Genomic DNA, 23,801 nt, shown 5'->3' on the forward strand with positions numbered 1-23,801 from the left:
GCGGCACCATCTAGCGAGCTTCGATCGTGCTCATGTGCCGTATCCACTCCACGAGATAAAGCGATACGGAGGAAAGGGTAAAGACCGTCACAAGGCCCATCAGGATCAGGTCATACGGTTTTGGTGTGAAATTGAACCCGAGCGAGGCGAGCACCAGTGCGGCGAACGCCACCTGGGCCACGGTATTGAGCTTGGAAACCATCGACGGCTTCATCGCGACCGGCTTGTCGAACAACCACGAGACCATCACGGCGGCGACGATCATGAAATCGCGCGACACCACCAGGATCACGAGCCAGCGCGGGATCGCGCCCCAGATGCCGAGCGCGATGTAGATCGACACCAAGAGGGCCTTGTCGGCGAGGGGATCGAGCAGCGCGCCCAGCTCGCTCGTCATGTTGAAGCGCTTGGCGAGAAAGCCGTCGACGGCGTCGCTGACGCCGGCCACGACGAACACGGCAAAGGCCAGCTCCATCTGGTCGGAGGCAATCGCCCAGATGATGATCGGAACCAGCAGGATCCGGCCGACAGTGATGAAATTCGGAATGCTGGTTGGAATAGTCACGGCGCTTCCCGGCTACCGATCTGATTTTGCAGCAAATCCGGCTCTTTATGAGTGAGCCAGTTGTTATCTACATAGTATATGGGAACTGCGGTGGCGAGCCATTGCGCGGCGACCTAATCCGACGTAACCAGCCGCCATATTGCTGGAAACAGGTATGGCCGAGCGCAAAAACGGGCTCACTTACGCGGATTCGGGTGTCGACATCGACGCGGGCAACCGACTCGTCGATCTGATCAAACCGATGGTGCGCGCGACCGCGCGCACCGGCGCCGACGCCGAGATTGGCGGCTTTGGCGGGTTGTTCGACCTCAAGGCCGCGGGCTACGCCGATCCGATCCTGGTGGCCGCAACCGACGGCGTGGGCACCAAGCTCAAGATCGCGATCGAGACCGGCCTCCATGAGGGGATCGGCATCGATCTGGTTGCGATGTCGGTCAATGATCTCGTCGTGCAGGGTGCCGAACCCCTGTTCTTCCTGGATTACTTTGCCTGCGGCAAGCTCGATCCGGACGCGACGGCCGCGATCGTGGCGGGGATCGCCGCGGGCTGCCGCGAATCCGGCTGCGCGCTGATTGGCGGTGAGACCGCGGAAATGCCGGGCCTCTATCAGGACGGCGACTACGACCTCGGCGGCTTTGCGGTGGGCGCAGCCGAGCGTGGCACGCTGCTGCCGCGTCCGGATATCGCGGCGGGCGACGCCGTGATCGGGCTCGCATCCTCCGGCGTGCACTCCAACGGATTTTCGCTGGTCCGCAAGATCGTCGCGCTAAGCGGTCTGCCGTTCGACGCGCCCGCGCCGTTCTCGCCGGTCATGACGCTCGGCGGCGCGCTGCTGACGCCGACGCGGCTTTACGTGAAATCCTGCCTGCGCGCGATCAAGGACAGCGGCGCGATCAAGGGACTTGCGCACATCACGGGCGGCGGCTTCACCGACAACATCCCGCGCGTGCTGCCCAGGCATCTCGGCGTCGGCATCGATCTTTCGCGGCTGCCGGTGCTGCCGGTGTTCAAATGGCTGGCAAAGCAGGGTGGCATCGCAGAGCTCGAGCTGTTGCGCACTTTCAATTGCGGCATCGGCATGATCGGCATCATCAAGCCGGACGCGGTCAAGCGGGTGAGCGATATTTTCAGCGAAAACGGCGAGACCGTCACAGTGCTCGGCGAAGTCATTCCAGCTTCGGGCGAACGCCGCGTTGTCTATCGCGGCCATCTCGATCTTTCAGCATGAAACGCCGCGTCGCCATCCTGATCTCCGGGCGCGGCTCCAACATGGCGGCGCTGATCAAGGCTGCCGCAGCCGAGGATTTTCCGGCCGAGATTGCGGTGGTGATTTCCAACCGCGCCGACGCGCCGGGGCTGGAGCGGGCAAAGCAGGGTCGCGTGCCGACGGTGGTGGTGGAGAGCAAGCCGTTCGGAAAGGATCGGGCGGGCTTTGAAGCCAGGCTGCAGGAGGTGCTCGACCAACACCGGATCGAGTTGATCTGCCTCGGCGGCTTCATGCGACTATTCACCGCCGAATTCACCGGACGATGGTACGGAAGGATGCTCAACATCCACCCTTCGCTGCTGCCGTCCTTTCCGGGGCTCGACCCGCATGGCCAGGCGCTGCGCGCAGGCGTGAAGATTTCAGGCGCAACCGTGCACTTCGTGATTCCCGAGACAGACGCCGGACCGATTCTGATGCAGGGCGCGGTCGCCGTCAGCGATCATGACACCACTGAGACCTTGTCCGAACGCATCCTCGAAGTGGAGCATCGCATTTATCCGGATGCGCTGCGGCTGTTGGCGAGCGGAGCGGTTCAACTGGATGGCGATATCTGCAAGACGCCTGAAAGCGCGGGCTCGGGCAATTTCCTGATCTCGCCAGCGGCAAGCCCTGGCGGCACAACCGTATGACGCCAATGGTGGAAGCAATTCCCCCGGCCCCGGGGCCGAGGGTTCACAATCACGACGCGACGCGGATGAGAAGTTAGGAGACCTTCAGGTTTTCCGCAGACGACTTGCCGCGATTTTCCACGAGGTCATATTCCACGACCTGATTTTCATTGAGGGTCGTGAGGCCAGCACGCTCGACCGCCGAGATGTGGACGAACACGTCCTTGTCACCGACGGTTGGTTTGATGAACCCGTAACCCTTGGTCGGGTTGAACCATTTGACGGTACCCTTGGGCATCGCCTGTCTCCTGATCTAGACGTAAAAAAGACGTGGCCACGCATCACGCGTGCCACGCCACAAACGGGCTTCCGGTAGTCTGCTGAATTTCCGAGTCTTCGCGAAACGCACAGCCGAGCGGCCAAATTCCGATTGTGACAGCGATTGCAACACGAAAATTGCCCCTTAGCAAGCGTTTGACGGGGCAACGGAAATCGCCTCGCGGTCGAATCACCACAAAAGACCCTGTGGCGGCAGAGGCACAATGCGTCGCAAACGCCCCATGATGACGACCATCACCGATTGACCCTCCGCCGGAACTGGGGGCAAATCGGCATGATTGGACAAGGCCTTTTTGCGCGCTTTCGGCTCGCTCTTTTTTCGGAAAATGGGTGTTCATGCGCTGCACATTGCGGCCATCGCGGGCGAGGGGGACGGGGGCGGCCCGCAAGGAGCGCATAAGAGCCACTGTGCTGTGCGTAGCGCTGGCCTTGTCGTTGGCGGTCGCCGCCACGCCGGCTTCGGCGCAATCGCCGTCGCCGTCGCCGAGTCCCACCCCCACGCCGACACCGTCCCCTACGCCGACGCCCTCGCCGAGCCCGTCACCGTCGCCAACCCCGTTGCCGTCCCCGACCCCGATCAAGACCGAGATCAATTCCGATATCTCGACCGGTTCGACGGTGATCAACCTCGGCAGCAGCTTCCTGGAGCGGCTGGGCAACCAGGCGACCAACGGCTTCACGCGCGGCTTGCGCACCAATCCTGGCGGCGGCGGTGCCTCCGAATCGGCCGAAGGCCCGCGCTATCGGACCTGGGGCGAGCTCTACGGCATCACGTCCGCGACCGGTCCCCAGGCCGACTATTTCGGCGACAAGCGCCGAACCGCGGGCGGCGTTGCGGGCTTCGGCGCGCGGATCGTGCCTGGCGTCAATGTCGGCTTCTCGGTCGATCAGAGCCGCACCAGCGTCGACGTGCCGCTAGCGCTACAGTCGGCGACGCTTGACCTCACCCAGCTCGGTGTCAACGCATCCATCGACAAGGGACCCTGGACCTGGGCGATCGCGCTGGTGCATGGGTTCGGCAATATCGGCTCAAGCCGCGACACCGGGGGCGGCTTTGCGAGCGCCCGGTATGGCGTGCAGATCGATGGCGCACTGTCCGAGCTCGATTACTACTGGACCAAGGACCAGAGCCGGATCGTGCCGAAGGTCGGGCTCGAATATGTGCATGCCTCGACCGGCGCATTCCAGGAAATGGGCGGCCTCGATGCGCTGACGGTGAGCGGGGCGACCATGGAGCGCTCGCGCCTGCTCGCCGGAGCGGAGATCGGGCATTACTGGATCCTGGATCACCAGCAGATCCTCGACCTGTCGGCCTATGGCAAGTTCGTCGACAATTTCTCGCAGCAGTTCAGCTCGGTGCTCGTCAGCCTGGGGCCGGAGAGCATTACGGTCACTGGTATCGGCGAGAGCCAGTATGGCGCTGATGCGGGAGCCTCGGCATCGCTGAGCATCACCAGCACAGCGCGGCTCTATTTCAACTACGACGGAAAGTTCCGTTCCAATCTGCAATCTCACCAGGGCACGCTTGGACTTGAGATCAGGTGGTAGGGGCCTGGACCGGCTGATCAGATCGGGCTCGCAGCGACATATCCGCTCAAACCAAAGCTCTCGCGAGCGGCGGTCATCATCGGTACCAGCGCATTGGGGTGAATGAATTCGTCCCTGAAGCAGGCATAGGCCTTGGGATCGAAGATTCGCTTCAGCCAATCGATCACGATCTTGTGCCGGTCGGAGTTGCGAAACTCCTTGTGATAGGTGAGCCAAAGGTCGGCATGATGGCTGAAGCCGTCCATGTCGACGGCGACCAGCGGCGCGCCCAGCGCTATCGATGACGTCGGCAGGAACCCGATGCCCGCGCCCCTCTCGACCGCGTAGAGAACGCCGATGCTGGAGTTGGTCTTGATTCCGACGACACCTTCGAGCGACTTCAAGCCGAGAATCCGCGCATAGGCGGTGTCGTCCAGCTGCGGCGCGTTCTGCTTGATGATCCTGTGGTTGCTGAGCTCGGACAGGGATGAGGGCGTGCCGTACAGCTCCTGATAGCCCTTGGAAACGAAGGGATAGATGTGCAGCCTGCCGAGCTTGGCGACGATGAGATCGGCATTGGTCGGCGGCTCGAGCTGAATGGCGATGTCAGATTCCAGTCGCGCCACGTCGGCCTGTTCCATCGCGCAGCGAAGGTCCACGGTAATTTTGCGGTAGGTGTTCTGGAAGTCGATCAGCCGCGGCAGGATCCAGAAATTGCCGGGGCCTTCGGTCACGGCGACGCGCACGGTTCCCGCGGTATCGTTGGCGGAGGCGGCGCGGCGAAACACGTTGAAGGCGTGACGTTCCATCTCCATCACGTCGCCGATCATGGATGCGCCTTCGGCGCTCAGCGTCAATCCGCTCTGATCGCGCAGGAACAGTCTGCAGCCGATCCGCTCTTCGAGCCGGTCGATCCTGCGCATCAGCGTCGTACTCGAGACCTGCAGTTCCTCGGCGGCATTGCGGAAGCTCTTGCATCTTGCGCAGGCAAGGAAGGACTTCAAATCGTCCCAGGACGCATCCAGGGTCTCATCGGTCCGGTGCTGCATCATCGCAGCACCCCGTTGCAATAGTTGCTGCATACCCGAAATCCCCACCCAGTATGGTGTCCCAGAGGAGCGACGATAGATGCGTGGTCTAGTTAAGGAAAGAGGCTCTTTGGCCGGAAAACATGATTTCGATTCACTGTCGACCGACAGCGACATCGAGGTAAGGAGCGCACGGTACGCCGAGATTCGGCTGCTGGCAGATATGGCCCACCGCCTGGTGCCGGGGGTGCAGATGTCGGCGGATGTGCTCTCCAGCTATTTCGCGTTCGATCCGGAAACCATCCTTACCTTTAGTCGGCAGGGCAGACTGCTCGGCGCGATTGCGTTCCTGTATCTCAACGATCGCGGGCATGATGCACTCTTGCTCGATGAGATTTGCCTGACGCATCCCGAGCGTGAATTTCTTGCCGTGAGCAACGAGGACGTTTCGGCGACCTACATCTGGGCCTGCGCGATTACCGGGCGCGGCATCTGCGGCTACGGCAAGGTCGCCGCGCATTTGCGCAAATCCCGCTATGTAAATGCCGATGTCTTTGCCCAGCCTTCGACCAAGGCGGGACGCGACTGGCTCATCGCGACTTGCTTCAAGCAGACACAGAGCTTCCAGCCCGATCTCTGGTGCTACCAGCGATCTTGGAATCGCGTGCCAATGCCCATGCCGGCTTCAACTGTTTCAACGAGGAGTTATGCAGATGCACGGCACTAGAACTTCCTTGCAAAGTGATCCTTCATCCCGCGCTATCTCGGTTCGGATCGCGCGCGATCCCAACGACCTCATGCTGGTGACGGCGATCCGTTCGGCGGTCTATCTCGCCGAGCAGGATTGTCCGATCGAGGAGGAGTTCGACGGCAACGATTTCGTCGCCGCGCACTTCATCGGCTTCGTCGGCAAGGAGCCGGCGGGTTGCCTGCGCGTGCGCTTCTTCGGCGAGTTCGCCAAGGTGGAGCGGCTTGCGGTGCGACACCAGTTCCGCCGCTCGCGGGTATCGTTCAAGCTCGTGCAGGCGAGCGTCGAATACATCAAGCGCAAGGGATTCCGGAAGATCTACGGTCAGGCGCAGGACCGCCTGGTGGACTTCTGGGCCCATTTCGGCGCCAAGCCGCTCGGCCACAACCGCAAGATCACCTTCTCCGATTTCTCCTATACCGAGATGGTGCTGGAGCTCGAACCGAGCCCCGATGCGATCACGCTCGACAGCGATCCCTATGTCATCATCCGCCCGGAGGGCGATTGGGACCGGCCGGGCGTGCTCGACATGTCGGCCGGTCGCGCCGTGACCTCGCCGCTGCGCAACGCGGCATCGCGTGCAGGTGCATGAGCCGCGGCAGCCCGATGAAAGAGCTCCTCGACAACGATCCGCCCATGCTGGTCTGCGCCGATCTGCAGATCGAATATCTCACCGAAGGGCGCGGCCGTGCTGTAACCGATGCCGAGGCGATCATGTCGCGCTGTCTCGCGCTGATGACGCTCTGGCGCGCCAACCTCTGGCCGGTGATGCACCTCAAGCGCATTGCGCAGGCGGCGTGGTTCAATCCGGCGTCGAATCTGACGCACTGGATCGCGGACCTGAGGCCGCGCCCGGGAGAGCTCGCGTTCGAGCATCCGCTGCCGTCGGCCTATAGCTCCGCGCGCTTTGCCGACTACGCGTCCAGCATCCGAAATATTCGCTTTCTGGTGATGGGATTCTCCCTCGACGAGACCATTCTCTCGACCGTGATCGAGGGATTTCACCGCAGCCACCGCTACCAGGTGATCGGCGATGCGGTGGCGTGCCGGTGTGCCGGCGTCGATCATGCCGCTCCCTACACGGACGCCGTGGTCAAGGTCATCGGCAATTTCGCCGGCGTGCACCGCAGCGCCGATCTGATCGGCGCCGACGGCAGGATGGCGATATGAGCTCAAGGCGCATCAATGGCCATGGTGGAGGTGTCGCGTGCCTTGAGGGTGACGGCGACCGATCAGGACGACGGCGTCACAATAGTGGTGGCACGGTCTAGCCGCGGTCGACGCGGACCACCCGGCCGCGCTCGATCGCAAGCGCGAGCCTGCCATGCTTGAGCGAGAGGGCAGCCTCGCCGAACAGATCGCGACGCCAGCCATGGAGGGCGGCCACGTCGGCCTGATCGTCGGCCGCGATCTGCTCGAGATCGTCGACGGTCGCGATCACCTTGCTCGCCACCGCGTGCCGCTCCGATGTCATCCGCAGCAGAACCTTGAGCAGCTCCACGATCGCAGCGCCGTTTGAATTGTTGCGCGGTTTCTCCAGCTTCGGCAGCGCTGCGGGATCGCGCGCGAGTCCCCGCTGTACCGCCGTGACGATATCAGTACCCCATTTCGAGCGATCAAAACCCTTCGGCAGCGAGCGCAGGTTGGCGAGCTTTTCCAGCGACGTCGGCGCGTGGATCGCGATATCGCCGACCGCGTCGTCCTTCAAGACGCGTGAGCGCGGCACGTCGCGGCTTTGAGCCTCTTGCTCGCGCCAGGCCGCAACCTCCATCAACACCGCCAATTCCTTCGGCTTGCGAACCCGCGTCTTCAGCCGTTCCCAGGCGCGCTCGGGGTGGAAGTCGTAAGTCCTGGGCGAGGTCAATACTTCCATCTCCTCGCTGACCCAGTCGTTGCGGCCGCGCTTCTTGAGATCGGCATCGAGCGCGGCGAAGACGTCGCGCAGATGGGTGACGTCGGAGACCGCGTAATTCATCTGCTCCCCGGTCAGGGGCCGGCGCGACCAGTCGGTGAAGCGGTGGGTCTTGTCCGGCCGGTGGCCCGTGATGCGCTCGACGAGCTGGTCGTAGGCGATCGAGTCGCCATAGCCCAGCACCATGGCCGCCACCTGCGTGTCGAAGATCGGGTGCGGAACGATGTTCGCCTGATGCACGATGATCTCGATGTCCTGGCGGGCGGCGTGAAACACCTTCAGCACCTTCTCGTCCGCCATCAGCTTGAAGAACGGAGCAAGGTCGATGTCTTCGGCCAGCGCGTCGATCACGACCGCTTCGTCCGGGCTTGCCATCTGCACCACGCAGAGCAGTGGGTAATAGGTGGTTTCCCGCAGGAACTCGGTATCGACGGTGATGACTTTGTGCCTCGCGAGGCGCGCACAGACCTCCACGAGTTGGGGCGTGGTCGTTATCAAATCCATGACAACAGCCGTTCTGCCGAAAGTGCTGATATGTCAAGGGTCGTCAGATGAATTCGAGGCTTGCATTTCGCTTCCGCGCAACCGCGGAACGGCTTTTCGGGTGGCGACTTTGCGCAAGCTGCGCTGTAGGCCGCCTAGTAGCGCGGGCGCTGCGAGGGCTGGCGGCTGACAGCGGGAACGGCGATCACGATGACGCAGAGCGCGAGCATCATCAGTCCCATGAATTCGAAAACGAGCGCGTCGTACACGGCAATTCCTCCCAATCGATCGACCAATGTGTTGGGGGCGAATTGACGCCTTGTTAAATCTTGTGGTTACCGCGGCGGCCTTTGGCGGATGGTGGACGGTGAGTTAACGCTCACGTCCCGCAGAAGGTCTGGCAGACCCGCTCTTCCGGCTTCGGCGGATTGGCGTACTCCGCAAATTCGGACCTGTCCTCAAAAGGCTTCGCCAGAACCTTGATCAATTCCTCGAACGGCGCGGTGTCGTTCGCAACCGCGGCCGTGATCACCGCTTCGATCCGGTGATTGCGCGGAATGAAGGCCGGATTGACGGCATGCATCGCCGCCTGCCGCTCGGCGGGCGATTGCGGCTCATCGGCGATCCGCTTGCGCCAGCGCGCGGCCCATTCGTCGAAGGCCGCGGGATCGGCGAAGAGTGCGCGCACCTTGCCATCGTTTGCGGCATCAAGCGCAGCGTCGCCCAAACGACGGAAGGTGAGGGTGAAATCGGCCTTGCCCTCCGCCATGGCCTTGAGCAGGTCCTGCACCAGCGCCTCGTCGCCGTCACGCGTCGTGAACAGGCCGATTTTGGCGCGCAGGCCCGCCTGATAGGCCGCGGTGAACTTTTCCGGGAATACACCCAAAATCTCCTGCGCTTGCGCGATCGCCTTCTCCTGGTCGTCGGAAAACAGGGGCAACAGGCATTCGGCGAGCCGCGTCAGGTTCCACAGCGCGATCCGCGGCTGGTTGGCATAGGCATAGCGGCCCATCTCGTCGATCGAGGAAAACACCTGCCCCGGATCGTAATGATCGAGGAAGGCGCAGGGGCCGTAGTCGATGGTCTCGCCCGAGATCGAGGTGTTGTCGGTGTTCATCACGCCATGGATGAAGCCGATATGCAGCCAGCGCGCGATGAGGTCGGCCTGGCGGCCGATCACGGCTTCCAGCAGCGCATGGTAGCGGCGTGCGTGGTCCGCAAGGCGAGGGTAGTGCCGCTCGATCACGTGATCGGCCAGCCGCCGCACGGCGTCGGTGTCCTCGCGCGCGGCAAAATACTGGAAGGTGCCGACACGGATGTGGCTGGCAGCCACGCGGGTCAGCACCGCGCCGGGCAGCATGGTCTCGCGGATCACGCTCTCGCCTGACATGACGGCGGCGAGCGACCGGGTCGTCGGGATGCCCAGCGCGAACATGGCTTCGCTGACGATGTATTCGCGCAGCACGGGCCCCAGCGCCGCACGGCCGTCGCCGCGGCGGGAGAAGGGGGTCGGACCGGACCCCTTGAGCTGGATGTCGCGGCGGACGCCGTCCCTGTCGATGACCTCGCCGAGCAGGATGGCGCGGCCATCGCCGAGCTGCGGTACGAAATGACCGAACTGGTGGCCGGCATAGGCCATGGCGATCGGTTCGGCCCCGTCGGGCAGCCGCTTGCCGGACAGGATTTCCGCCCCTTCGGGGCTATCGAGCAGGTCGGGGTCGAGCCCGAGATGGAGCGCCAGCGGTCGGTTCAGCTTGATCAGCCGGGGTGAGGCCACCGGGGTCGGCGCCACGCGGGCGAAAAAGTTCGCAGGGAGCGCCGCATAGGTGTTCTGGAAGGGAAAATGCACCGTCATGGCTCCAAGATAGGCGCGCCGACCCGGCTTTTCGAGCCCAATCGTCATTGCGAGGAGCGCAAGCGACGAAGCAATCCATGCCTCCGCTTGCGGAACAATGGATTGCTTCGCGGAGCCTGTCATCCGGCCGCGCGTCCGCGCGGACCCGTTGGCCCGCAATGACGGAAAGTTCCGCCATTCGGTTGCCGCGCTGGCCTTGCTCGGGTAAACCCACCCGCGTTTCGGGGTGGCCCAGACTCCCGAATCTGGCCCTCGATTCGACCCTTCCGACATCTGCAAGCAACTTCTTGATTCTGAGACATCCATGCATCGTTACCGGACCCATACCTGCGGCGCGCTCCGCGAGAGCCATATCGGCGAGATCGTTCGCCTGTCCGGCTGGTGCCATCGCATCCGCGACCATGGCGGCGTGCTGTTCATCGATTTGCGCGACCATTACGGCCTGACCCAATGCGTGGTCGACCCGGACTCGCCGGCGTTCTCGCTGGCCGAGAAGCTGCGCTCGGAATGGGTGGTGCGCATGGAAGGCAAGGTTCGCAGGCGCCCCGAGGGCACCGCCAATCCGGAGCTGCCGACCGGCCAGGTCGAGCTCTATGTCGCCGACATCGAGGTGCTGGGCCCGGCCGGCGAGCTGCCGCTGCCGGTGTTCGGCGAGCAGGAGTATCCCGAAGACATCCGCCTGAAGTATCGCTTCCTCGACCTGCGCCGCGAAAAGCTGCACCAGAACATCATGACGCGCGGCGCCATCGTCGATTCCATGCGCCGCCGCATGAAAGCCCAGGGCTTCTTCGAGTTCCAGACCCCGATCCTGACGGCGTCCTCGCCGGAAGGCGCGCGCGACTTCCTGGTGCCGTCGCGCATCCATCCCGGACAGTTCTACGCGCTGCCGCAGGCGCCGCAGCAGTACAAGCAGCTCCTGATGATGTCGGGCTTCGACCGCTATTTCCAGATCGCGCCGTGCTTCCGCGACGAGGACCCGCGCGCCGATCGTCTGCCCGGCGAGTTCTATCAGCTCGACGTCGAGATGAGCTTCGTCACGCAGGAAGACGTGTTCGACGCGATGGAGCCTGTGATCGGCGGCGTCTTCGAGGAGTTTTCCGGCGGCAAGCCCGTGACGAAGACATGGCCGCGGATTCCCTTTGCCGAGGCGGTGCGCAGATATGGCTCCGACAAGCCTGACCTGCGCAATCCGATCGTGATGGCCGAGGTCTCCGAGCATTTCCGCGGCTCCGGCTTCAAGGTGTTCGCGCGGATGCTGGAGGACAAGAAGAACCAGGTCTGGGCGATCCCGGCCCAAGGCGGCGGCTCACGCGCGTTCTGCGACCGCATGAACTCCTGGGCGCAGGGCGAAGGCCAGCCCGGCCTCGGTTACATCATGTGGCGCGAGGGCGGCGAGGGCGCTGGCCCGCTTGCGAACAACATCGGACCGGAGCGCACCGCTGCGATCCGCGAGCAGCTCGGCATGAAAGAGGGCGATGCCGCCTTCTTCGTCGCCGGCGATCCCGACAAGTTCTGGAAGTTTGCAGGCCTCGCGCGCACCAAGGTCGGCGAGGAGCTGAACCTCGTCGAGAAGGACCGGTTCGAGCTCGCCTGGATCGTCGACTTCCCGATGTATGAGTACAACGAGGAAGACAAGAAGGTCGACTTCTCGCACAACCCGTTCTCGATGCCGCAGGGCGGGCTCGACGCGCTCAAGTCGCAGGACCCGCTGACCATCAAGGCGTTCCAGTACGACATCACCTGCAACGGCTATGAGATCGCCTCCGGCGGCATCCGCAACCACAAGCCCGAGGCCATGGTGAAGGCGTTCGAGATCGCGGGCTATGGCGAGCAGGACGTCGTCGAGCGCTTCGGCGGCATGTACCGCGCCTTCCAGTACGGCGCCCCGCCGCATGGCGGCATGGCGGCGGGGCTGGACCGCATCGTGATGCTGTTGTGTGGCACGACCAACTTGCGCGAGATCTCGCTGTTCCCGATGAACCAGCAAGCCGTCGACCTGCTCATGGGGGCGCCGAGCGAAGTCACGCCGAAGCAGTTGCGTGAGTTGCACATCAGGCTCAATCTGCCGCAGAAATAAGCTCGGCAGCGCCTAGTCTAGTCTCATGTCTTGCGACTACCTGCCGAGATGGCGTCCATTCCGGCGACGTATGATTCAAGCATTCCCAACCGGTCTAACACTCGAAATGGGTTTCGTGACGCCGCGTCTATTCGAAGCTGGTCGTTGATCTGGCACCAAGAGCACTCATCTGCTTCCTGAGCGATGGGCTCCATGCATGTTCCGCAGTGTTGATCGCACTGGGCGAGTTCTCCCATGTTAAACACAAAAGGTTGTTCAGCCGCGTCGAGAAAAAAAGGAGTCGCAGAGTTCTTGCCGATGCGAAGTTCGAAGTAGCGGCAGCTCATCTCCTGCGCCTTATTCATTAAGGACAGTCTGGTCGCCTCAGACGCTCGTGAGCCGCAGATGATGCTGGTTACGCACTCATTGGGAACATCGAATAACCTAGTTGTGCCGATCTCACGAGTATTCTTCTCTGGGACGACCAGCCTGCGCTCCTGCTCATAGGCCCAGCAAGAAGTCTTGGTAAAGTAAGCTGAATGCAGAACCCCTTGGCGCAAGAGATAGGTATGGCGCATCTTGCTCGTTCCATAAGCCATGCCGAGTAACGCGGAGAGATCTCGCGGCGGTACATCTGAATAGCTCACGTCGCCGCAAGCTACTTCGGGCAACTTTTCGGAAAGTCTTTCTTCAGAGACCTCAATGACGAAGCCTTCGTGGTTTTGCGCGTAGTGAGCCCACATCGGAATGACCGCGGGCGATCGGGAGAAACAGGTTGTTGGGTATTGAGGAAGCTCGCCGATCGCGTCGGCGTAATAGGCTAAAAGGTCAGGCTCCTGTTTGAAATCAATAGTAAGAAACAGCTCGTAAGGATCATTGAAGTCCTTTGGCAGGGAGCATTTGAATGTGACATTGTTCGGCGATTGAAAGATTTTGTCGATCACTTCGGGGCCGAGATATTTATAAATGCTCTTAATCGTCATAATGCTCGCCTGATTTTCCGGAAAACCCCACTGATGATTGCACTTTCGCCGTTTTGAGGCCGTCGGTCGGGGCCCGGCGTTGGGAATGAACACTAATCGCTGTCACACGATATTTGTGGACGCTCGTCGAAGGGCGCCATGTTGGCATCTTTGCGTGACTTGTGACGATACGTTTATGAGGGGTGCCTCGAAGGATATCGAACGGTGAGCTATCCGTTCAACAGCGCTGCTTGGGCTTGCTTGATCGTCTCCTCCGGAATCACGTGAACAGCAACGATCTTTGCTTTCTCGCATTCAAATGAAATGCCCTTGCCCTTGTGGTCAGGGTCATCGGTTAGCTCGCCCTCCGGCTCGACTTCATAGAAATGCGACGCTCGATTGGCTGTGGCCCAGAGGATGGCCGTGTTCGGGTCTGTTGTGATGTAGATGCGGTCTTTCCTTCGAACGTGATCAGGGACCACGCCGTTCTGAGCGATGCCCGTGGCAGATGGGGGCAGCAGATAGGCGCCGACCTTGAGGTTGGCCTTGCCACCATGCAGGTAGCGAACGGCGGCGGGCTGCATAACTCCAGGCGACGAAGCCGCCTTTCCGAGCAATTTGCGTTTTCGCTTTCCAAGCCTGTGATTCATCGTCTCGCACCGGTCATTTCATTCGGGAATGCCGGAACGAAGTCGACGCCCTTAGCACGCATCGCCGATTCCAACCCCCCGCGTGCTCACGCCAATCCGGGTAGGTGTTTGTTCCACAAGGAGGTGTTTTCCCATTCTTCATGGCCTCCTCGTCCATGGCGATGGCCGCATGAACCGCATCGTGCATCAGACTCAATCCCTGCGCTGAGAATCCCTCGTATTTCATGCGACCCTCCAGTGGTAATGTTGCCGTGGGAGTTACGGTGCACTCAATCACACCGCCTTGGCCAACACCTCTCTCACTCGGCCAATCATTTCCTCAATTTGAGCCCGCCCGAAAACCAGGCCCGCGCTCAGGTCACGTTTCAGATATTCTTTGAAATGGTGGTTAGCGACGGCGTTCTCGCCGTGCTTCAGCCATTCGCTGCCATAGAGATAGGTCTCATAGGCGATCATGTCCGCGCCCTGCAATGCGATCACTTTTTTGACCGGCGCGAAGATGATGCGCTCAATCTCCGGGTAAATTTGTTTTTGGGATCGTATCAAAGAAGCCATCGGCCCTATGCGGTCAGCGGTCCCCTCGTCGAAAAAGAAGAAGATCGGCTCACCAGGACGACGCAGGCGGATGGTCTTCATCACCATCGCGACGCACTTGAAGAAGCAGAACTCAAGTGGGTCACCGAGTTGTTCAGCGAGTTCGCCAACGACCAGCTCCTGCCAGGCATGGTTGTCCACCGCCGCCGCCAGCGTGACGAAATCAGAGTCCAGGAAAATGCGCCGAAATCGGTAGTTGAGGTGGTCCCGCTCAGCCGGACTGTAACTGGCAAACTCACCTAAGCCGTTGCGACAGTGCGTGAGGTGAAAGTGCGGTAATGGCGGTTTGTCGGGGTAGGGGCCCCTGAGCAACGCGGTCCAGTTCTCGGCAAAGTAATCCCATTGGGGGTCAGTGCCGAGAAGGCCCCCCATCGCTACCACCGGCGAGCCCGCGTGGGTGCCGCTATCGTCGAAAAACGCGCCTAGCATGGTGTTCTGCCAAGTAGGGCTTATATGGACGATTTCAACCTTTGGTTAGCATATGCTCATCGATTTTTCCCTGGTCCCGCCGGGTGTCGCAAACCGTAAGCTGATAGACAACCTCAACGCCGCCTTCGACCGGCTCACGACGCGGTTGGTGTCGCAGATCACCATCCCCGAGCCGGGTTCAGGGTTCAGGGCCTCGAATCTCATACGGGTCTACCTGCAGTCCCACCTCCGGCGGATGCTCCAGCTCACCGAGGCGGCGCTCACCGAGTTTTTCGATGGCCGGGGCGTACCGGCGATCCTGTGCGCCAGGGGGTTGTATGAAGGACTTGCCACGGTCACCGACTTCGAGAAGGAGTTTAAAGTGCTGTTGGCAGCGGGCGACGTGAAAGCCGTTTTCCAATTTACAAGGGAGAAGGCTCACGCCACCAAGAAGAAGGACTGGATACAGAGGGTGGGCAATCCCAAACTTACTGCCAAGAACGTGGTGACCATGGTTGGCAAGCTCACGGACATCCGGGCCAACGTGCCCGAGGAATACGACTTCCTGTCTGAAATCGCCCAACCCGACGGCGTCGGCGCAGTGGGCTTCTTCGCCAGCATGACCAATCCCGAGGACGTAGCTTACTTCGACGACAGTGGCCCCGATGTGCAAGCTGACCTTCAATGGATCATTATCGCTGCCCATTTCCTGACCCACTTCGAGCAGGTGATGGACCGTATCGAGGCGGAGTTGCCCGCACTGAGCGCCTTGGGCGCGGCTCAAGCACCGAAGAAGAAAGAGTAAGCCGTGCTCAAACAGGAGGAGTTACGGTGACCGCGCTCTCAATTGGGTTTGTCGCTTCCGGAGACGCCATGCGCCAAAAACAAACTGAGCTGGAAGGCGCCTCGGGCGCCGTTCCTGGCCCAGAATCCGCCGCAGACTAGCGGTTCCATGCGCGGTCGCTGTCGCCAGAAAGGCAGGGAGGGCCGCCCATGGGATACCACTATACCGATGACCTTTTCGAGCATGCCATCGAGGAAGCCTATTACGAGCTTTCCGTCCTCGGCGAGGAAATGCGCGAAGCCTATGACGGCACACCCGACAGCCTGAAGGACAGCACGGGTCGGAGCCGTGAGCATGCCGCCAACCTGCTGAAGACGTGACCGCGCCCTTCGTGCCCGCCGCGCTCGCGAACCAATCCATCACCTGGATTGAGAAGCGCCCTACCCCGAGCCGAAAGCTCTTCCGTCCCGCCCGCCGTGACAACGCGACCAGAGCGCTCCGGGCCTGTATCGCCTTCCTTGCAAAGCTTGACGCACCCGATCAGACAACCATCCGCCTCCGCGAAACCCTCCAGCAGGATGCCAATCTCTTCGATAGCGTGTTCTTTCCCGGCATGACCGGCCGATAGGTGCCCTGTTGCGGTGACAGCGCGTAGGGCGGATTGAAGCCGACGGCGTAATCCGCCATCTTTGCGACCAAGGCGGCGGATCACGATCCGCCCTACGGGCTGAGCACCGAAGTCGCCTAGCGGTCGCGCGCCAACTTGCGTTTTCCCCGTCACCACCCATTCCCCCGTCGTGGTGAGAGAGCTGTCAGGAGATCAGCTATTCGTTGTGCGACGGTCTGCCAATAAGCACTCCGGCTCGTGCGCAGACCACCTTGAAGCGCACAGGGCGGATTGGAGCCGACGGCGTAATCCGCCATCCTTGCGACCATGACAGCGGATCACGATCCGCCCTACGGGCTACGGACCTAAATCGGATCTTGGGTGTCGGAGTTAGATACGAGTTTGAGCCGCCAGGGTTCAATGAGAGAGTGCCCATAGAGAACCCACCAAGTATCGTCTGGTTCGAGCGGCATGTCGGTATCGTCCATTTGAAGACGCAGTCCTGCCGCGTTCACCTCCCACACATCAATGTGCTCTGTGGGAAGGGGCTGCTTGCTGGAGAAGAAGAATCCTCCAGTGATGCTTGGTATTGCTTCTCCGCAGTCAGGGTTCAAAAGCAATCCATGTTTTTGAATGCTCTCCCGATTTTCCGAACTCGTGCTGTGATAAAGTTTGCCGTTCTCATTTTTCCATGTGAGCGGCTGCAGTATCGCTCTAGTGATTGCCTCTTGAGCGAGTTCTCGCTTGCGCGGTTGGTCCGTCTCCGGCCTCTTTGATCTGCCGGGAGTGCTGGTTGCCCAATTTGGGACTAGTGCTCCCTGGGCTTTAAAGTGAACAGTGTGTACGAATGTAACCTGTTCATCAGCGTACGCGACCGCATTTATCTTTTCGAGATTCGGACGCACCTTGCGGATGGCCGAGTAGCAACCTTCAACGTATCTCAGATCATTGCCGAGCATGACAACGAGCCGAACGCTAGCCGGAAGCTCTTCGATGAACTCAGAAACACAATTGTCAATTACGGCCCCCATGTTCTGATCCCGAAGACACGACGACATGATGTCCTTTCCGGACATGAGCCATTTGTTGCCATCCCGCTTCTTCACTGAACAGCGCACAAGCGAGCCGAACGCAAACTTGCCATTTCGGCAAGAAATAAGCTCGTCGATAGACCAGTATTTGGCCTTCAATCCAAGCGTTTCCAGGATGGTGGAAAGGTTGGTTCGTCCTCCTTTAAAGGCGACCTCGTCGTGAGGTGTACTCAAAATCTGGTCGTTCTGATTTCCGCCCTTTGAAAAGCCAAGAACAAGGATCGTCGGTAAGCGACTGCCCCACGACATCGGATTGTTAGCGATGCTCCAATGATCGCCCAACTCATGCGTAGTTCGCCCCCACTCCACGTCGCGGGCACCGAAGCAACGATTGCAAGCGATCCGACCGTGTGGAGGAAGGAGCTTAGGTTCTGAAGGCATTTCCATACAGGCTCTCAATTCTTCAGATATTCTTCGAGTACTGCATTCTTACAGAATGCCGGTTGGCGTGTAACGAGATTTCGTCAGAGAGATTTCATGCGCTAAAATCGACCAAGCGCTGAGCGACGGAACTTTAATCGAGGTGCACGATGGCAACGAAAGCAAAAAGAAGGCAAAGACCAGTCGGCTCACAAAGGAGCTGCTGGAAACGGCGCATGACATGCACAAGAGCGGTCTGCTGACAATGGCGGCCCGCGATAAGATCACGATGCGGCATCTCGGAGCGTCGGACATCCCCGCCGCTGCGACCGCGCAAATCACCGGTGCTGATATAAAGGCGATCCGCGAGGAGGCGAACCTTAGCCAAGCGGTTTTCGCCCGCTACCTCAACGTGACGGCGGGCTACGTGTCACAGCTTGAACGCGGCGACAAACACCCAAGCGGCCCGGCTCTGGTGCTGCTCAACGTGATCCGTCGCAAGGGCATCGGGGCGATTCTTTAAGCAGAGATTTTGCCTTTCCCGCCTTTTGTTCGATCCACCGGAACGCGGCGGACGCGGGCGGCGAATTCGCGTGATCCTGATGCCCGTGGATCAAGCTTACCGGGATCCCGCAAGCGCTGTTGCAAAATCGACACGACGGGCAAATCACGTCTTCGTGTTATCAGAAGTCATGTCAAGCCCTTCCGAGAAAAATATAGCCCTTTCGTTTTTCAGAAAAGCATGGTTCTCTCCACCTGTCCCGCCTCGATGAGAGGGGCGTACGCGTCGTCACGAACGTGGGGCGGGATGCGATGGACGCGCTTGGGTGCCGCACGACGAGCGGCATCTGAGACGGACGGCGAAATCGCGTGGTCCTGATGCCCCGACGCTGGCATCAACCCCCGGGATGGCGATGTCGGCCTTCGGCCCGACACGCCGAGAGCCCGGGGGGACGGGGGCTAACAAGCCCGGCACCCCGGGGAGATCGCGTATAAGCCGTAAACCATTGCGCAGGGAAGTGCCGGGCTGCCTGGCGGCCTGCGGCGTTTTCCTTTGCATACTTGCCGCGGGTGCGCTCGCGCATCCGGTGCTCCCTGCGCCCTCCCGATTGTCGAGGGCCACGCTGACAGCAGCACTCGGGCGCGAACGCGTCGCGGGATCGCGGATACTTGCCTTCAATCTTCGTCGTCATCGGTAAATTTTCGATTGGGAGTCCTTTGCACGCGGCGAATGTATGATTACGCTTTATCCCCAGGTAGGCCCACACGGGGCGCCGTCGAGGTCCATGGCGTCGGAGATGGGCGAAAGGTTTACTGGACGCTTCCTCCGTGATGCTTCTCTGCGGCACCACCAAGCTGCGCGAGATCTCGCTGTTCCCGATGAACCAGCAGGCCGTCGACCTGCTCATGGGGGCGCCGAGCGAAATCACGCCGAAGCAGTTGCGCGAGCTGCATATCAGGCTCAATTTGCCGGACAAGGGGTAGGGATTTGGCATCGCAGTGCAATCCGTAATCGCCTTGGCGCGAGGTTGAGTGCACCGCTCTTGACGATGAAAGCCACCAACGCATCGACAAGTCTGGTGCCGAAAGGCGCGGATGTTCGATTCTTGCAGCAATGACGCAATAGTATTGCCACGATTGAAAGATCATCCTTTGCGACGCTCGATCCCGGCACCGCAAGGTCGTTGCCGGGCACGCTAGGCTGAGCGCTGCCAGGGCAGGGCTACGAGATTCATTCCTTATGGAGTTTATGTCATGCGTGTTGTTTTCAGGATGATGGCGGTCTGCGCAATCTTTGCCGCGACATTCTCTCCCGGCTTCGCCGGCGACACCAAAGTTCACCGCGTGGCGATTCAGGTGGATCAGGACGATCCTGCCGTCATGAATCTTGCCTTGAACAACGCCACCAACATCATGGACCAGTTCAAGGCAAAGCGCGAGGACGTGGAGATCGAGATCGTTGCTTACGGTCCCGGTCTCAACATGTTTCGCGAAGACACCTCTCCCGTGAAAGACCGGCTCAAGCAGATTTCCGCGCTCAGTTTCCCCTCGCGGATCAAATTCTCGGCTTGCAACGTCACCAAGCGGGGCATGGAGAAGCGCGAGGGGCACCCGATCACCATCGTGCCCGAGGCGAGCCTTGTGCCGTCAGGCGCCATCAGATTGATGGAACTGCAGGAAAGCGGCTGGAGCTATCTGAAACCGTAACCTGCGTGGAACGACAAGAAACACCGTCGTCTGGTCAATCCGTCGTGCCGCCGTCCTACATTCGCCTTGTTTGACATGCAGCGAAGTGCAACCTCGGCTTGAGAACGCAGACATCGCCTGGCTGGCTCGCTGGACGCCTCTTGCGGGCCGTTGGGGCAGCGGGGATTAGTGATCGTGCGTAGAAGTCTGTTCGGTATCGCGCTGTTGGCGCTGACGGCTTGCTTCCTCACCGTTTTGGTGTCGAGCAGCCCCGCATTTGCACAGGCCCGTTCGCAAGGACCGACGGACGAAGCATCCATCAGGTTGCGGATGAACCAATGGACGGTCGGCCTTGCGGCCGGCTTGCCGGACGGTGGCTTCGTGCGGTTTGCAAGCGAAATGGCGCGGACGATGGACGACGGCGATAACATGCGCCTGATCCCCATGGTCACCCGTGGCACCACCACCAACATCGCGGACCTGCTCTACCTGAGGGGGGTGGATATCGCGATAACCTACGCGGATGCATTTGATTTCTATTCGAAGCAGGCCGGACTCTCCAACATCAACGATCGAATTCGCTACCTTCTGCGGTTCTTCATTTCCGATATCCATATCTACGCGCGCGACGAATTCAAAACCCTCCAGGACCTGAAAGGCCAGAAAGTCGCGGTCGGCAGTGCCGGCGTTGCCGCCGCGCTCACAGGCCCGCTGATCTTCAGACGGCTTGGCATCGATATCCAACCGGTGCCGGTTGGCGGGCCGGTCGCTCTTGAAAAATTGCACAAGGGCGAGGTCGCCGCGATGGTGTACGTTGCGGCAAAGCCGAGTGAGCTGTTCAGCAAGATGAAGCCGGATCCCGGATTCCACTTCGTGCCGGTGCCTTACACAAAAGAATTCTCCGATTACTACCTTCCTTCCACCATCAAGGCGGAAGACTACCCGACCTTCCTGCCTCCGGGCAGCTCGATCGACACCATCGCCGTTCCGTCGGTTCTGGCCGTCTATAATTGGAAGCCGGGCACGGACCGTGCCGAAAGGGTTAACCGCTTTGTCGATTCGCTGTTCACCAACCTTGGACGTTTGAAGAAGCCGCCATTCCACCCCGCCTGGAAGGACATTGCCCTCCAGGCGAAGGTTCCCGGCTGGCAGCGGTATCCATACGCGGACACGGTGATTGAACGTTTGAAGGAGAAGGATGCCAGCGGCACGGCTCCGGGCACGGCCGACAACTCGCTACAACAACAGCGCTTCGCGGCCTTCCTGGCTTCGCAAGGGACGGCGCCGGCATCCGATGCCGAGAAGGAGAAGTTGTATCGGGAATTCCAGGACTGGAGCAGGCGCCACCCGCCGAAATGACGTCGCAGGCCAAGGCCGCGACGGCTTCAGGTCGAATTGCAGGACAGTGGCGGACCCGACGCGAGGCGTCACGGTTTTCCGCGTCCTTTGCCAACGCGGGCATGTATGATTACGCTTGACCCCAGGTAGGCCCCCACGGTCCTTCGATCAGCCGCACGTTCATGCCAAAATTCCTTCGCATTGGCGTCCATCAGTCGAACGTTTCCGGATACACGTCGAAGGCATGGTGCGTTCGACGGGTTGGCTCGACGGTTTTCCTGAAGTGGGGCGCCGTGGAGGTCCACGGCGTCGGAGATGGGCGAAAGGTCTACTGGACGCTTCCCCCGCGGGACAAGACAATTCGTTGCGGCACGGTGCAGCATGCCAGGGACTATGCAAAGGCCGCCATCGCGCGGCGACGCAACCATCGCTATGAACCGCTGACCGGAAATATCGCGAACCGGCGCCGAACCGCCAATGGTGGCGCCGAGCTCAAGCAAGCGCTCGCCACGATCCTCTTTGTCGATATCGTCCGCTCCACCGAAAAAGCCGCGCGGCTCGGCGATTCGCGTTGGACCCAGGTGATGGGTCACTATTACGCCGCCGTCCGCAGAGAGCTGAAGGCGTTGCGCGGAAAGGAAGTCGTGACGACGGGGGACGGACTGCTGGCGACGTTCGGCGCGCCGGCTGCCGGGGTCCGTTGCGCGACCGCGATCCTCGCGGCCGTGCGCACGCTGGGGCTGGAGATCAGGGTCGGGCTGCACGCGGGCGAATACACGGTGAGCGGGGCGGAGGTGGTCGGTCTCGCGTTTCACATTGGCGCGCGCGTCGCCGCGAAAGCGCGTGCCGGCGAAGTCCTGGTCTCGAGCGCGGTCAAGGATCTGATGTCGCAGTCCGGAGTCCGCTTCAAGGATCGCGGCGTTCACCAGCTCAAAGGCGTTCCGGAGCGATGGCGCCTGTACCGGGTTGAGCATTAGGGTGGGCTCCGAGGGTGGACACCAGTCTTGCGATGCCGATCGAGGTTCAACACAATCCTGGCACACTGTTGGGGGCGTTATGGCTCGCGCAACAGGCAGGCAGGGCTCAGCCTCACCCAGGGAGGCGCCGCGATACTCGTATTATTAGGAGAGAAGCGAATGGACCTGAAGGGCGCGGTTGCGCTGGTGACGGGCGGCAATGGCGGGCTGGGGCAGCGCATCTGTCACGCGCTCGCGCAGGAAGGCGCGCATGTCGCTGTCATGTACGCTCGCAGTCGCGTAGGGCGGATTGGAGCCGAAGGCGTAATCCGCCATTTTGCGATGAGGACGGCGGATCACGATCCGCCTACGGACTGGCAGGGGAGGGAAGTAAGGTCGGAAGCAGCAGCTACTTCGCGTATTTGCCCGCAAGTTGCGGAGTGATGTCCGGGTAGGCGCCCGGGGTCTTCTGCTTGGCCTCTTCATGCATCTGGAGGCGGGTCTTGCGCGCCCAGCTGCGCTTCAGATCGTCCTTCACGCCGAACCTCAACCGGCCGAGCCCTTCGGTTTCGAGCTCGATCGTGTCGCCATCCATGAACGGGTTGAGGCCTCGGTGGTTGGTGCCGGTGGCGACGATGTCGCCGGGGTGCAGCGTATGGATGGTCGAAAGCCAGGCGATGCATGTGGCGATCTTGTGGCCCATATCGTCGGTATTGAAATTCTGCATCAACACGCCGTTGTTCCACAGCCTGATTTGTAGCTTCTGCGGATCGTCGATCTCGTCGGCGGTGACGAGATAGGGGCCGATCGGCGCAAATGTGTCACGGCTCTTCATCTGGAAGAACACGTTGCCTGGCGGCGGCAAGCCGCGCGCTGAACCGTCGATGAAGTTCATGTAGCCGAAAATGTAGCTCATCGCCTCGGCTTCGCCGACATGGCTGCACGTCCTGCCGATGACAACGGCTATCTCGGCCTCGCCCTCGAAGATCGTGGCCGGCACGTCGGGCAGCACCATCGTGTCGCCGTGTCCGATGATCGCGCTCGGCGATTTGTGGAAGGCGTTGATCGGCGCCGGCGCGCTGCGCGTGCCGTCTTCCATGTAGTTGACCGCCATGCAGTCGATCGTGCGTGGGCTCGGCACCGGCGGGCGGATGCGGACGCTAGAGACCGGCACCCCGGTGCCGCGCGTGACCGCCGCCTCAAGCCGCGACTTGTAGCTGTCCCAGCGTTCGATCAGCCCGTTCATCAAATCGCCCGGGCCGTTATGCGGGATGTCCTTGACCTCGGCACTGACATCGACCACGGCATCGCCCTTCAACACGCCGAGCTTGAAATCATCGAAATGGACCAACTTCATCGTGCATTCCTCACCGCTTATGCCGAGCTTGCGCCCAATTCAGTCCGATCGCGCAGTCGATCGCCGCGCCAACGCCTCCGGTGATGAGCTTATACCGCTTCCGCGCGGCGCAAAGACCG

Annotated in this window: 25 protein-coding genes and 1 pseudogene; 16 read left to right on the forward strand and 10 right to left on the reverse strand. The window is 61.1% G+C overall.

Annotated features, from left to right (window positions below):
- Positions 1-10 precede the first annotated feature (10 nt).
- Positions 11-565: a CDP-alcohol phosphatidyltransferase family protein gene (locus VKR55_RS01155; protein ID WP_324398958.1), complete on the reverse strand. Its 555-nt coding sequence runs from the start codon at positions 563-565 to the stop codon at positions 11-13.
- Positions 566-719: 154 nt separating this feature from the next.
- Here VKR55_RS01155 and purM point away from each other — a divergent pair, with 154 nt between their 5' ends.
- Together purM and purN are read left to right on the forward strand one after the other, a co-directional pair.
- Positions 720-1,793 (forward strand): phosphoribosylformylglycinamidine cyclo-ligase, encoded by a 1,074-nt coding sequence (purM, locus tag VKR55_RS01160; protein ID WP_324398959.1) that lies wholly within the window; start codon positions 720-722, stop codon positions 1,791-1,793.
- On the forward strand, positions 1,790-2,461 hold the full coding sequence (gene purN, locus VKR55_RS01165; RefSeq protein ID WP_324398960.1) for a phosphoribosylglycinamide formyltransferase: 672 nt from the start codon (positions 1,790-1,792) through the stop codon (positions 2,459-2,461). Before purM ends, purN begins: the two co-directional genes overlap by 4 nt.
- Before the next feature lie 73 nt (positions 2,462-2,534).
- Here purN and VKR55_RS01170 read toward each other — a convergent pair whose 3' ends face one another.
- Positions 2,535-2,738 carry a cold-shock protein gene (locus tag VKR55_RS01170; protein ID WP_324398961.1) on the reverse strand — a complete coding sequence of 68 codons (204 nt, stop codon included), beginning with the start codon at positions 2,736-2,738 and terminating at the stop codon, positions 2,535-2,537.
- A 599-nt stretch (positions 2,739-3,337) separates the two neighbouring features.
- Here VKR55_RS01170 and VKR55_RS01175 point away from each other — a divergent pair.
- Positions 3,338-4,327: an autotransporter outer membrane beta-barrel domain-containing protein gene (locus VKR55_RS01175; protein WP_414642279.1), complete on the forward strand. Its 990-nt coding sequence runs from the start codon at positions 3,338-3,340 to the stop codon at positions 4,325-4,327.
- Positions 4,328-4,344: 17 nt separating this feature from the next.
- Here the strand turns inward: VKR55_RS01175 and VKR55_RS01180 are convergent, their stop codons facing one another.
- Entirely contained in the window at positions 4,345-5,388 is a 1,044-nt protein-coding gene (locus VKR55_RS01180; RefSeq protein WP_324398963.1) for a LysR family transcriptional regulator, read from the reverse strand.
- 46 nt (positions 5,389-5,434) lie between these two features.
- Between VKR55_RS01180 and VKR55_RS01185 the strand changes: the two genes are divergently transcribed.
- The 3 genes from VKR55_RS01185 to VKR55_RS01195 are packed head-to-tail and all read left to right on the forward strand — an operon-like array spanning position 5,435 to position 7,252.
- The gene (locus VKR55_RS01185; protein WP_324398964.1) at positions 5,435-6,061 is read left to right on the forward strand and encodes a hypothetical protein; all 627 of its coding nucleotides are present in this window, start codon (positions 5,435-5,437) and stop codon (positions 6,059-6,061) included.
- The gene (locus VKR55_RS01190) at positions 6,048-6,674 is read left to right on the forward strand and encodes a GNAT family N-acetyltransferase (protein WP_324398965.1); all 627 of its coding nucleotides are present in this window, start codon (positions 6,048-6,050) and stop codon (positions 6,672-6,674) included. Before VKR55_RS01185 ends, VKR55_RS01190 begins: the two co-directional genes overlap by 14 nt.
- Positions 6,675-6,688: 14 nt before the next feature.
- Positions 6,689-7,252: an isochorismatase family protein gene (locus VKR55_RS01195; protein WP_324399047.1), complete on the forward strand. Its 564-nt coding sequence runs from the start codon at positions 6,689-6,691 to the stop codon at positions 7,250-7,252.
- A 97-nt stretch (positions 7,253-7,349) separates the two neighbouring features.
- Here the strand turns inward: VKR55_RS01195 and rnd are convergent, their stop codons facing one another.
- The gene (gene rnd, locus VKR55_RS01200) at positions 7,350-8,498 is read right to left on the reverse strand and encodes a ribonuclease D (RefSeq protein ID WP_324398966.1); all 1,149 of its coding nucleotides are present in this window, start codon (positions 8,496-8,498) and stop codon (positions 7,350-7,352) included.
- Positions 8,499-8,856: 358 nt separating this feature from the next.
- On the reverse strand, positions 8,857-10,332 hold the full coding sequence (locus VKR55_RS01205; RefSeq protein WP_324399048.1) for a protein adenylyltransferase SelO: 1,476 nt from the start codon (positions 10,330-10,332) through the stop codon (positions 8,857-8,859).
- Between the two features lie 304 nt (positions 10,333-10,636).
- On the opposite strand from VKR55_RS01205, the gene aspS reads away from it, so the two are divergent.
- On the forward strand, positions 10,637-12,409 hold the full coding sequence (gene aspS, locus VKR55_RS01210; RefSeq protein ID WP_324398967.1) for an aspartate--tRNA ligase: 1,773 nt from the start codon (positions 10,637-10,639) through the stop codon (positions 12,407-12,409).
- A gap of 23 nt (positions 12,410-12,432) precedes the next feature.
- Here the strand turns inward: aspS and VKR55_RS01215 are convergent, their stop codons facing one another.
- The 3 genes from VKR55_RS01215 to VKR55_RS01225 all read right to left on the reverse strand — a co-directional run bounded on the left by VKR55_RS01215 (position 12,433) and on the right by VKR55_RS01225 (position 15,023).
- On the reverse strand, positions 12,433-13,371 hold the full coding sequence (locus tag VKR55_RS01215; RefSeq protein ID WP_324398968.1) for a DUF2971 domain-containing protein: 939 nt from the start codon (positions 13,369-13,371) through the stop codon (positions 12,433-12,435).
- A 209-nt stretch (positions 13,372-13,580) separates the two neighbouring features.
- On the reverse strand, positions 13,581-14,000 hold the full coding sequence (locus VKR55_RS01220) for an NAD(+)--rifampin ADP-ribosyltransferase (protein ID WP_324398969.1): 420 nt from the start codon (positions 13,998-14,000) through the stop codon (positions 13,581-13,583).
- 273 nt (positions 14,001-14,273) lie between these two features.
- Entirely contained in the window at positions 14,274-15,023 is a 750-nt protein-coding gene (locus VKR55_RS01225; RefSeq protein WP_324398970.1) for a DUF3800 domain-containing protein, read from the reverse strand.
- A 52-nt stretch (positions 15,024-15,075) separates the two neighbouring features.
- Here VKR55_RS01225 and VKR55_RS01230 point away from each other — a divergent pair, with 52 nt between their 5' ends.
- From VKR55_RS01230 to VKR55_RS01240, 3 genes are all read left to right on the forward strand, one after another.
- Entirely contained in the window at positions 15,076-15,807 is a 732-nt protein-coding gene (locus VKR55_RS01230; protein ID WP_324398971.1) for a hypothetical protein, read from the forward strand.
- A gap of 188 nt (positions 15,808-15,995) precedes the next feature.
- Entirely contained in the window at positions 15,996-16,166 is a 171-nt protein-coding gene (locus tag VKR55_RS01235; RefSeq protein WP_324398972.1) for a hypothetical protein, read from the forward strand.
- Positions 16,163-16,414: a hypothetical protein gene (locus tag VKR55_RS01240; RefSeq protein WP_324398973.1), complete on the forward strand. Its 252-nt coding sequence runs from the start codon at positions 16,163-16,165 to the stop codon at positions 16,412-16,414. Before VKR55_RS01235 ends, VKR55_RS01240 begins: the two co-directional genes overlap by 4 nt.
- A 344-nt stretch (positions 16,415-16,758) precedes the next feature.
- Here the strand turns inward: VKR55_RS01240 and VKR55_RS01245 are convergent, their stop codons facing one another.
- Positions 16,759-17,871 carry a hypothetical protein gene (locus tag VKR55_RS01245; protein WP_324398974.1) on the reverse strand — a complete coding sequence of 371 codons (1,113 nt, stop codon included), beginning with the start codon at positions 17,869-17,871 and terminating at the stop codon, positions 16,759-16,761.
- Between the two features lie 136 nt (positions 17,872-18,007).
- Between VKR55_RS01245 and VKR55_RS01250 the strand changes: the two genes are divergently transcribed.
- The 6 genes and pseudogenes from VKR55_RS01250 (at position 18,008) to VKR55_RS01275 (ending at position 22,769) form a co-directional block, all read left to right on the forward strand.
- Positions 18,008-18,367, forward strand: coding sequence for a helix-turn-helix domain-containing protein (locus tag VKR55_RS01250; protein WP_324398975.1), 360 nt, complete (start codon positions 18,008-18,010; stop codon positions 18,365-18,367).
- Positions 18,368-19,173: 806 nt separating this feature from the next.
- Positions 19,174-19,329, forward strand: a pseudogene (locus tag VKR55_RS01255) (hypothetical protein); the annotation flags it as partial.
- Positions 19,330-19,617: 288 nt separating this feature from the next.
- On the forward strand, positions 19,618-20,052 hold the full coding sequence (locus VKR55_RS01260) for a DsrE family protein (protein ID WP_324399049.1): 435 nt from the start codon (positions 19,618-19,620) through the stop codon (positions 20,050-20,052).
- Positions 20,053-20,361: 309 nt separating this feature from the next.
- Positions 20,362-21,390, forward strand: a complete 1,029-nt coding sequence (locus tag VKR55_RS01265; RefSeq protein WP_324399050.1) for a TAXI family TRAP transporter solute-binding subunit — start codon at positions 20,362-20,364, stop codon at positions 21,388-21,390.
- A gap of 161 nt (positions 21,391-21,551) precedes the next feature.
- The gene (locus VKR55_RS01270) at positions 21,552-22,346 is read left to right on the forward strand and encodes an adenylate/guanylate cyclase domain-containing protein (RefSeq protein WP_324398976.1); all 795 of its coding nucleotides are present in this window, start codon (positions 21,552-21,554) and stop codon (positions 22,344-22,346) included.
- A 159-nt stretch (positions 22,347-22,505) separates the two neighbouring features.
- A complete protein-coding gene (locus tag VKR55_RS01275; protein WP_324398977.1) occupies positions 22,506-22,769 on the forward strand; it encodes an SDR family NAD(P)-dependent oxidoreductase in 264 nt (87 codons plus the stop codon).
- On the opposite strand, the gene VKR55_RS01280 is transcribed toward VKR55_RS01275, so the two are convergent.
- A complete protein-coding gene (locus tag VKR55_RS01280) occupies positions 22,735-23,682 on the reverse strand; it encodes a fumarylacetoacetate hydrolase family protein (protein WP_324398978.1) in 948 nt (315 codons plus the stop codon). The genes VKR55_RS01275 and VKR55_RS01280 overlap by 35 nt on opposite strands.
- Positions 23,683-23,801 lie beyond the last annotated feature (119 nt).

The organism is Bradyrhizobium sp. (genome assembly GCF_035309285.1).
GTDB lineage: Bacteria > Pseudomonadota > Alphaproteobacteria > Rhizobiales > Xanthobacteraceae > Bradyrhizobium.